This window comes from Campylobacter concisus (assembly GCF_002913865.1).
GTDB lineage: Bacteria > Campylobacterota > Campylobacteria > Campylobacterales > Campylobacteraceae > Campylobacter_A > Campylobacter_A concisus_AM.
This window is the reverse complement of sequence record NZ_POYX01000010.1, coordinates 1-8,881: the sequence shown is the minus strand read 5'-3', so window position 1 is coordinate 8,881 and position 8,881 is coordinate 1. Positions and strand designations below refer to the sequence as shown.

Sequence of the window (8,881 nt, the reverse complement as noted above, 5' to 3'; positions counted from 1 at the left end):
GGATTGGCTGGATTGGCTGGATTGGCTGGATTGGCTGGATTGGCTGGATTGAATTTGGTTTCTGTCCCATCCGTCTATTTTATAAATTTTTACTATAAAATTTGCCAAATTTATCAAAATACTAAAAATATTACGTTAAATTATATGTAAAATACTTTGTAATATCCTTGCTCCAGCGTTAAAATTTTTTCAAAGAATTTAAGATAACGCCTAAATTTCGCTAAAAAGTTAAAATGGATTTAAAATGCTTTGGGATATAATTTGCGATAAATTTATCAAAAGGCTAAAATGATGATAAAACAAATTTCTGGTTCGCAGATGATAAGCGAAGCCTTGCATGAAGAGGGCGTTGAGATAGTTTTTGGCTATCCTGGCGGTGCAGCTTTAAATATCTACGACGAGACATATAAACAAACTTATTTTAAGCACGTCTTGGTTCGCCACGAGCAAGCAGCCGTGCACGCAGCAGACGGATACGCAAGGGTTAGCGGCAAAGTGGGCGTTGCATTTGTGACAAGCGGTCCTGGCTTTACAAACGCGGTCACTGGCCTTGCCACAGCTTACAGCGACAGCATCCCAGTCGTGCTTATAAGCGGTCAAGTACCAACCTTTATGATCGGCACAGATGCCTTTCAAGAGATCGATGCAGTTGGCATTTCACGCCCCTGTGTCAAACACAACTTCTTAGTAAATAGCGTCGAGGAGCTACCTCGCATCATAAAAGAGGCGTTTTACATCGCAAGATCAGGCCGCCCAGGACCAGTTCATATCGATATTCCAAAAAACGTAACTTCAAAGCTTGGCGACTTTGTCTATCCAAAAGAAATTTCTATCCCAAGCTACAAGCCAACATATAAAGGCAACTCTAAGCAGATCAAAAAAGCTGCAGCTGCGATAAATGAAGCAAAAAGGCCACTTCTTTACATTGGTGGTGGTGCAGTCGCATCAAATGCAAGCGAGATCATACGTAAATTTATGAAAAAAACAGGCATCCCAGCGGTCGAGACGCTTATGGCTCTTGGCGTGCTTGATGCAAAAGATGAGCTAAATTTAGGCATGGCAGGCATGCACGGCAGCTACGCTTCAAATATGGCTCTTAGTGAGTGTGACCTTCTCATTTCGCTTGGCGCTAGATTTTGCGATAGGGTCACAGGCAGGACAGATGAGTTTGCCAAACACGCTAAGATCATTCACATCGACATCGATCCAAGCTCTATCTCAAAGATCATAAACGCTCACTATCCGATAGTTGGCGACCTTACAAACGTGTTAAGCGAGCTTTATGAAGAGGTGAAAGGTGAGCCTAAAAACTATGCGCCTTGGAGAGAAATTTTAGATAGATATCAAAAGCTAAACCCACTTGGCTACACAGATAGTGACAAGGTCTTAAAGCCTCAATGGGTAGTTGAAGAGACCGCAAAGATAGTCGGCCCTGAGGCTATCATCGCAACTGACGTCGGTCAGCACCAGATGTGGGTGGCGCAGTTTTATCCATTTAACCGCCCAAGACAGCTTGTCACAAGTGGCGGCCTTGGCACGATGGGATACGGCCTGCCAGCAGCGATCGGCGCAAAGTGTGCGATGCCTGAGCATTTGGTTGTAAATTTTACAGGAGATGGCTCGATACTTATGAATATCCAAGAGCTAATGACTGCTTATGAGACAAATGTCCCTGTCATAAACATCATCTTAAACAACAACTTCTTAGGCATGGTGCGCCAGTGGCAGACATTTTTCTATGAAAAGCGTTACTCATCGACTGATCTTAGCTTGCAGCCTGATTTTGTCAAGATCGCTGAGGGATTTGGCGGCGTTGGCTTTGTTTGCAAGAGCAAAGATGAGTTTAAAAAGGCTTTAAAAGAGGCGATCAAGAGTAAAAAATCAGCTCTTATCGACGTGAGGATCGACCGCTTTGAGGACGTGCTTCCTATGGTTCCAGCTGGGGCTGCGATTTATAATATGATATTAAAGAGCAAGGAAGAAAAATGAGTATCAGAAGAACGATTTCGGTTATAGTTTTAAATGAACATGGCGTTTTGGCTAGAATTTCTGGGCTTTTTGCGGGCAGGGGCTACAACATCGACACGCTCACAGTCGCTCCGATACCTGAGAGCAACTTCTCAAGACTAAGCATCGTCACAAGTGGCGATGAGAGGGTTTTAGAGCAGATCGTAAAACAGCTTCACAAGCTCATCCCAACATATAAAGTCATAGAAAGTGGCGAATTTGTCGAAAAAGAGATGGCGCTTGTGAAAATTCCGCTTGGTGAAAATTTCGCAGGCCTTGAGGCGATACTAAAGTCATACAATGGCATCGTCACAAACACAAACGAAAACTACATCGTCGTCATGGTAGCTGACGATGCGAGCAGGATAGAGAGCTTTTTAAAATCGATAAAGAAATTTAACCCAGTTGATGTCGTGTGCGGCGGATCTGTGATAATGGATATATGATGAAACTAAGCGAAATAGCCTTAAAAGTAAATGCTACTTTTAGCGGAGAAGATCTTGAAATTTTTGCTCTAAATTCTTTAAAAAATGCAAATAAAGCTGAACTAACATACTGTGACGGCGAGAAAAATGCCAAATTTATAAGCAGCTCAAACGCTGGAGCTATTTTGGTGACAAAATCGCTTTTAGACTTGGTGCCAGCTGGCATGGTAGCGCTTGTGTGCGACAACCCGCACCTTGCGTTTGCTATCCTTAGTAAAATTTACGCTAAGCCGCTTTTTTGCGAGCCAAAACCATCAAATATCGCCCAGAGCGCCACTATAATGCCAAATGTCTATATCGGCTCAAACGTGAGCGTGGGCGAAAACACAATAGTGATGGCTGGGGCGTTTTTGGGTGATAACGTAACTATCGGTAAAAACTGCATCATCCACCCAAACGTCGTCATCTACAATGACTGCGTCATCGGCAACGAGTGTCACCTGCTAGCAAACTGCGTCATCGGCAGCGACGGCTTTGGTTATGCGCATACAAAAACTGGTGAGCATGTGAAAATTTACCACAATGGCAATGTTGTTTTGGGCGATTTTGTCGAGATCGGCGCTTGCACGACGATAGATCGTGGCGTCTTTGAAAGCACAATGATCGCAAACTACACAAAGATAGATAATCTCGTTCAAATAGGCCACAACTGTGAGCTCGGAAATGGCTGCCTCATAGTCTCACAAACTGGACTTGCTGGCTCAACAGTGCTAGGCAGAAACGTCGTCATGGGCGGACAAAGTGGCTCAGCTGGACACGTAAAAGTGGGCGACTTTGCTCAGATCGCAGCACGCGGAGGCGTGAGCAAAGACCTACCTGGCGGTAAAAAATACGCTGGAGCTTATCCTATAATGGAGCTTTCAGAGCATTTTAAATTTCAAGCAAAAGTATTGAGATTTTTCAAGAAAAACTAAATTTGGCGGAGCTCTCCGCCAAATAGTTGTCGCACTTCTATAATTTAAATTTAAATTTTTCTATTTTTTATTATTGCCACAATCACAAACCACATTTATGGCCAAATAAAAGCCTACGGCTAATAAGAAGCAGCTAGTAAGAGTTTTGGCTAAGCAGTGGATTTTATTGTCAAAGCAAATTTTTGTATATTAAGTAAATTTAACACTCATAATAAAATATAGCTTAGCTAATATGAGCGAGGCGCTAGTAAGATGTAGTGATTTTTGTACTTAACGATATAGGGAGCAAGTCCATCTACTGCGTGAATTGGTTCTTGCTCATGGTGGTAAAAGCAAATTTGGACACATGCTTTGATATACAAAAACTTATAAAAGATATCAAACAAATCGCTGGCGAGTAAAATTTTACTAATATGATTTGCCTAAACTTGCAAGGTAATATCACACTAACATCTGCTTTGTAGCCTTATGACTTTAAACCTTTACAGTGATTTGCTTTAGAAATATGAAATTTTAATAGTAAATTTACAAAGCTAAATTTATTTTCTATTTTCGTTTAAGGCTTTTTGCATGCTCTCTCTAGTCGCCTCTAGCCAGTTTTGTTTTGAGGTATCGACTAGATCAAGGCAAAAGAGCTTGATGTCAGCCTTTTTAAAGCTAAATTCTTTCACTTTCATCGCATCGCTTCCAACGATCACGATAGGCTGAACCTTTAAATTTAGCTTTTCAACTAGCAACTTCGCACCACCTTTAAATGGCAAGAGCTCTTTAGTTTGAGACCTTGTACCTTCTGGAAATATCGCTAAAACACGGCCATTTTCTACTCTGTCTTTTGCTTCGCTTAAAAGCTTTATTAGCGAGTGCTTATTTTCTCGCTCGACTGCTATCATCTTAGGAAGGCTCAAAATTTTACCGATGATCGGGATCTTGCCTATCTGTGCTTTAGCAATCCAGCATATATTTTTAGGATGGATCTCTTCAAGTGCGATGATATCAAGCATGCTTTGGTGATTTATCAGCAAGATATTTGCTTCGTCGCTAAATTTACCGATCACTTCAAGCTTATATCCACCAAAAAATCTCTGCGATCTGCCCCAAAATTTTCTTATGGCTCTATTTTTAGAGTTAAAGAGCCACATAAAAAATACGACAATAACGACGCTTATCACAAATTCAATAGAAAAGAAAAAAGCTCTAATTTTTGACAAGATCACCCTTTCTTACCCAGCCGATTTTGCCGTCGCTAAATAAAATTTTTGAGTAGTCATCTTTTGTGTCTAAAATTTCAACATTTTCATTTTTGCGAGATGTATAAAAAACGGTTGAATTCTTAGTTGGCAGGATAGTGACGCTCACATCTGGCTTAAGCACTGCTTTGCCAAAAGGATTGTAAGTATAAATTCCAAGTGCGATAAAAACAGCTGCCACAAAGAAGTAGCTTAGCTTTCTACGCCAGATCGCTAGCAAGATAAAGATAGCGACCAAAGAGTAGATCGTGATATCTTTGTAGGTGCTAAATTCGCTTTGTTTTGGATTTAGACCGATTTGCGTGCTAACCTCGTCCTCTTCGACGCTCACAGGCAGTGAAAAGCTCTCAAATTTAGCTTTTTTTAGGTTGTAGTAGTTAAAGTCAAGCGTCTTTTTATTTGGCTTAAATACTGCAAAATAATATGCACTTTGCGAGTTAAAGTCGCCATTTATCGTATCTACACCTTGCTTTAGGATCGTTTTGTTTTCGATATTAAAGGCGCTTAGATCGACATTGTTGCCGTAAATTTCAACGACCATGATGTTGTTTATATCATCAAATTTAGTCGTTTTAAATTTCTTTACCTCAAGGTTATCAGCGACGATGTGGTTGTAGTTTTCGTCACTTCTAAGCTCTTTTAGCTTTGGTAAAAAGATATTTATGTTTGAGTTTTGATAGTTCTCGCCATTTCTTTTTAGATCCAAGCTAACTCGTAAAGTCTTTGCGTCAATACTAGTTGCTTCAAGGTAAAAAGTGCCGATGTATTTGTTTTCATCGCCTTTTACCCATTGAAAATTCTTCTTATTTAACCATTTGATATTTGTCTCATCAAGCTGTGTCTCAAACTCAAACTCAAGGTCACTTTGCGTATCAGCTACGATCTCAACGCTAAAAATTTCTCCTACTACGACGTTTTTAGGGATATTTGTCGCTTTTAAAAGGAGGTCTTTTATCTTGATCTTGTCATAGACTTGATTGTCAGGGACGCTGATGTCTGGTTCGTTTGTCGGTACGATATTTCGCATCTGCTCTGGAGTGATACGTTCTGGCTGTGGGGCGATAGAGCGTGGAGAGACGAGTTTTCTTGATATATCTTCTTCGCTTGGAGTCTTTGCTTGCGGCTTTGATGCTTGGCTATTTACAAATTTATCCTCTCTTGCCTCATCCATCATGTCAAAAACGCTGACTTCATCAGTGTTTGCGGCAAATAAATTTAGCGCGAGTAGGGCGATAAAAAGTGTTCGTTTTACCAAACTAGCCCTTTTAACATCTTCATGCCATCATCTGTGCCTAAAATTTTCTCGCAAGCACGCTCTGGGTGAGGCATAAGACCAAATATCTTTTTGCTCTCATCGCAAATCCCAGCTATACTATCAACTGAGCCGTTTGGATTTATCTCATTACCGTGGCTGTCGCAGTACTTTAGCAAGACTTGCTCGTTATCATATAGGCTTTTTAGAGTATCTTCGTCGGTATAGTAGTTGCCCTCGCCATGAGCGATAGGGATATTTACCACTTCGTTTTTGGCTAAATTTGCTAGGAATTTATTGCTATTTGAGATCACTTTTAGATGGTGATATTTTGAGACGAAATTTAAATTTTCATTTCTTCTCATCGCACCTTTTAAAAGTCCAAGCTCAAGAAGCATCTGAAAACCATTGCAAATTCCCAATATATAGCCGCCTTTTTTTGCATGCTCTTTTACAGCCTGCATAGCTGGGCTAAATTTGGCTATCGCAGCCGTTCTTAGGTAGTCGCCGTAGCTAAAACCACCAGGCAAAACGACTAGATCAGCATCGATCTTATCTTCTTTGTGCCAGATGATCTGCGTTTGGCAGCCAAGTAGCCCAAAAGCGTGAGCTGTGTCTTCTTCGCAGTTTGTGCCAGGAAAAAGTATGATCGCTACTTTCATAGCACGATCTCATAGTCTTCGATGACAGTGTTTGCTAGAAGCTCTTCACACATCACTTTTAGCTGCTCTTTTGCTTTGTTTTTATCGCTCTCGTCGATGTCTAAAACGATTTGTTTGCCTATCCTGACATTTGAAACACCGCTAAATCCAAGCGAATTTAGCGCGTGCTCCACTGCCTTACCAGCAGGATCTAAGACCCCGCTTCTTAATGCTATATTTACGACAGCTTTCATCTTTGTCCTTAAGAAAGAATTCTTCTTAAAACTTCTTCGTAAGCTACTTTTACGCTACCAAGGTCTTGTCTAAATCTATCTTTGTCAAGTTTTTCATTTGTTGTTGCATCCCAAAATCTGCAGCTATCAGGGCTTATCTCGTCAGCTAAGATGATGTTGCCGTCTTTGTCGATACCAAATTCAACTTTAAAATCAACTAGTTTTAAATTTCTCTCTGCAAAGAATTTAAATAAGATAGAGTTGATCTCTCTTGCTGTGTGTCTTAGAGTTTGAAGATCTTTTTCACTCTTTACTAGACCCATGATGATGCAGTGCTCGTCAGTAACAAGCGGATCGTGTAAATCGTCATTTTTGTAGTAGAACTCAACAAGTGTAAAAGGTAGAACTGTGCCTTCTTTTATGCCAAGTCTTTTGCTAAGTGAGCCAGTTGCGATATTTCTCACAACAACTTCAAGAGGTATGATCTCGCATTTTTTGACCACTTGCTCAGTGTCGCTTATTGTCTCAACTAGGTCAGTCACGATGCCTTTGCTCTCTAGCAGTTTAAAAAGCTGAGTAGAGATTTTATTATTTAGTGCGCCTTTGCCAGCTTCGTTGCCTCTTTTTTGAGCATCAAATGCTGTTAGATCGTCTTTAAATTCAGCCACAAGTAGATTTGGATCGTCTGTGGCGTACATTTTCTTGCCTTTTCCCTCGTAGATAAGCTCTCTTTTTTGCATGTTGTTCTCCTTTAGATTATTGTTGTTTTATCTTTAAAATTTTGATCGTATCAATCGCTGTTTTTAACTGAATATCCTCATCGACTTTTTTCTGTGTGATTATGTTTTTATCATCTTTTGCTTCAGTTTTATTGCCTTCACTTGTTGGATTTATCTTGTTTAGTTCGCTCTTTAGGTGTGCTTTTAGTTCGCTCTCTTTGATGCTAAATGCACTATCATCGCTTTGCGGCACTTTGCCAGGATGCACGACTACATCAGGCGTGACGCCCACAGCCTGGATAGTTCTGCCACTTGGCAAGTAGTATCTTGCAATGGTTAGTCTTAGTGCTTCTGTATCGTCTATTGGTAAGATCACCTGAACGCTGCCTTTGCCAAATGTATTTTCGCCAATTATCACCGCACGCTTATGATCTTGCAGTGAGCCACTGACGATCTCGCTAGCACTTGCGCTTCCGCCATTTACAAGGACAACAAGTGGGAGTTTTGATAAGGTTTTGCTAGCACTTGCTTTATACTCTACATTTTCAGATGCATCACGACCTTTTTGAGATACGATGATGCCATTATCTACGAAAAGATCCACTAGATCGACAGCTTGATTTAAAAGACCACCAGGGTTGTTTCTAAGATCAAGTATGATGCCATTTGCTTTTGGATGCTCTTTGATAGCATCTTTTACCTTTGTAACGACGTTTTTATCAAAATTTGTGACGCGTATATAAAGGATGTTTTCATTTTCTATCATTTTTGCATAGACAGATTCAACCTTTATAATATCTCTTATGATTTTTACGTCAAATGGCTTTTGCTCGCCTTTTCGCAAAATCGTAATTGTTATCGGAGTTTTTGGCTTGCCGCGCATCTTATTTACGGCTTCATCTATCGTTGTGCCGATAGTTGAGTTGCCATCGATTCTTAAAATGATATCGCCTGCTTTTATGCCTGCTTTATCAGCTGGAGTGTCCTCGATAGGCGAGATAACGGTTAGTGCGCTATCTTTCATGCCAACTGTTATGCCAAGTCCGCCAAATTCGCCGCTTGTTTGCACCTGCATATCTTTATATGCTTTTTCATTTAAAAAGCTTGAGTGAGCATCTAAATTTTGCATCAAACCAGCGATGGCTTTGTCAATTATCTCTTTAAATTTAATGTCATCAACGTAGTATTTTTCAACAGTTGAGATGGTTTTTGTAAGTTTTGAAAGTGCTTCAAGTTTTGCACTCGCCTCATCTTCAGTTTTAGCAAAAAGTGCATTTACTGCTACGCTTGAGATGAGTAGGGCGCCTGTTATTTTTAGCGCAAAAGATCTAGTAAATTTATTCAAAATATCTCCTATATTTTTTGGCTCAATTTTATTAACAT

General features: G+C 40.3%; 9 protein-coding genes. 3 read left to right on the top strand and 6 right to left on the bottom strand.

Translation table 11 applies throughout. The annotated features are described in order from the left end of the window. Positions 1-294 precede the first annotated feature (294 nt). From CYP77_RS00320 to lpxD, 3 genes are read left to right on the top strand one after another with little or no spacing between them, the layout of a single operon-like run. On the top strand, positions 295-1,989 hold the full coding sequence (locus CYP77_RS00320; protein WP_258032453.1) for an acetolactate synthase large subunit: 1,695 nt from the start codon (positions 295-297) through the stop codon (positions 1,987-1,989). 2 nt (positions 1,990-1,991) lie between these two features. Further along, a complete protein-coding gene (gene ilvN, locus CYP77_RS00315) occupies positions 1,992-2,453 on the top strand; it encodes an acetolactate synthase small subunit (RefSeq protein ID WP_258032454.1) in 462 nt (153 codons plus the stop codon). Continuing rightward, entirely contained in the window at positions 2,453-3,406 is a 954-nt protein-coding gene (gene lpxD, locus CYP77_RS00310; RefSeq protein ID WP_103567995.1) for a UDP-3-O-(3-hydroxymyristoyl)glucosamine N-acyltransferase, read from the top strand. Before ilvN ends, lpxD begins: the two co-directional genes overlap by 1 nt. 539 nt (positions 3,407-3,945) lie before the next feature. Here lpxD and CYP77_RS00305 read toward each other — a convergent pair. From CYP77_RS00305 to CYP77_RS00280, 6 genes are read right to left on the bottom strand one after another with little or no spacing between them, the layout of a single operon-like run. Continuing rightward, positions 3,946-4,620 (bottom strand): lysophospholipid acyltransferase family protein, encoded by a 675-nt coding sequence (locus tag CYP77_RS00305; protein WP_258032452.1) that lies wholly within the window; start codon positions 4,618-4,620, stop codon positions 3,946-3,948. Further along, positions 4,601-5,908, bottom strand: a complete 1,308-nt coding sequence (locus tag CYP77_RS00300) for an SH3 domain-containing protein (RefSeq protein ID WP_103567997.1) — start codon at positions 5,906-5,908, stop codon at positions 4,601-4,603. The genes CYP77_RS00305 and CYP77_RS00300 overlap by 20 nt, the downstream gene beginning before the upstream one ends. Further along, a complete protein-coding gene (purQ, locus tag CYP77_RS00295; protein ID WP_103567998.1) occupies positions 5,902-6,567 on the bottom strand; it encodes a phosphoribosylformylglycinamidine synthase I in 666 nt (221 codons plus the stop codon). The genes CYP77_RS00300 and purQ overlap by 7 nt, the downstream gene beginning before the upstream one ends. Next, positions 6,564-6,800, bottom strand: coding sequence for a phosphoribosylformylglycinamidine synthase subunit PurS (gene purS, locus CYP77_RS00290; protein ID WP_009293857.1), 237 nt, complete (start codon positions 6,798-6,800; stop codon positions 6,564-6,566). Before purS ends, purQ begins: the two co-directional genes overlap by 4 nt. Before the next feature lie 8 nt (positions 6,801-6,808). Beyond that, positions 6,809-7,519 (bottom strand): phosphoribosylaminoimidazolesuccinocarboxamide synthase, encoded by a 711-nt coding sequence (purC, locus tag CYP77_RS00285; RefSeq protein WP_009293856.1) that lies wholly within the window; start codon positions 7,517-7,519, stop codon positions 6,809-6,811. Between the two features lie 16 nt (positions 7,520-7,535). Continuing rightward, positions 7,536-8,810 (bottom strand): S41 family peptidase, encoded by a 1,275-nt coding sequence (locus CYP77_RS00280; RefSeq protein ID WP_258032455.1) that lies wholly within the window; start codon positions 8,808-8,810, stop codon positions 7,536-7,538. Positions 8,811-8,881 lie beyond the last annotated feature (71 nt).

Excerpts from the sequence above, each read along its gene's own strand:
- purS (WP_009293857.1), bottom strand. The coding sequence starts at position 6,800 with ATGAAAGCTGTCGTAAATATAGCATTAAGAAGCGGGGTCTTAGATCCT.
- purQ (WP_103567998.1), bottom strand. The coding sequence starts at position 6,567 with ATGAAAGTAGCGATCATACTTTTTCCTGGCACAAACTGCGAAGAAGAC.
- lpxD (WP_103567995.1), top strand. The coding sequence starts at position 2,453 with ATGAAACTAAGCGAAATAGCCTTAAAAGTAAATGCTACTTTTAGCGGA.
- purC (WP_009293856.1), bottom strand. The coding sequence starts at position 7,519 with ATGCAAAAAAGAGAGCTTATCTACGAGGGAAAAGGCAAGAAAATGTAC.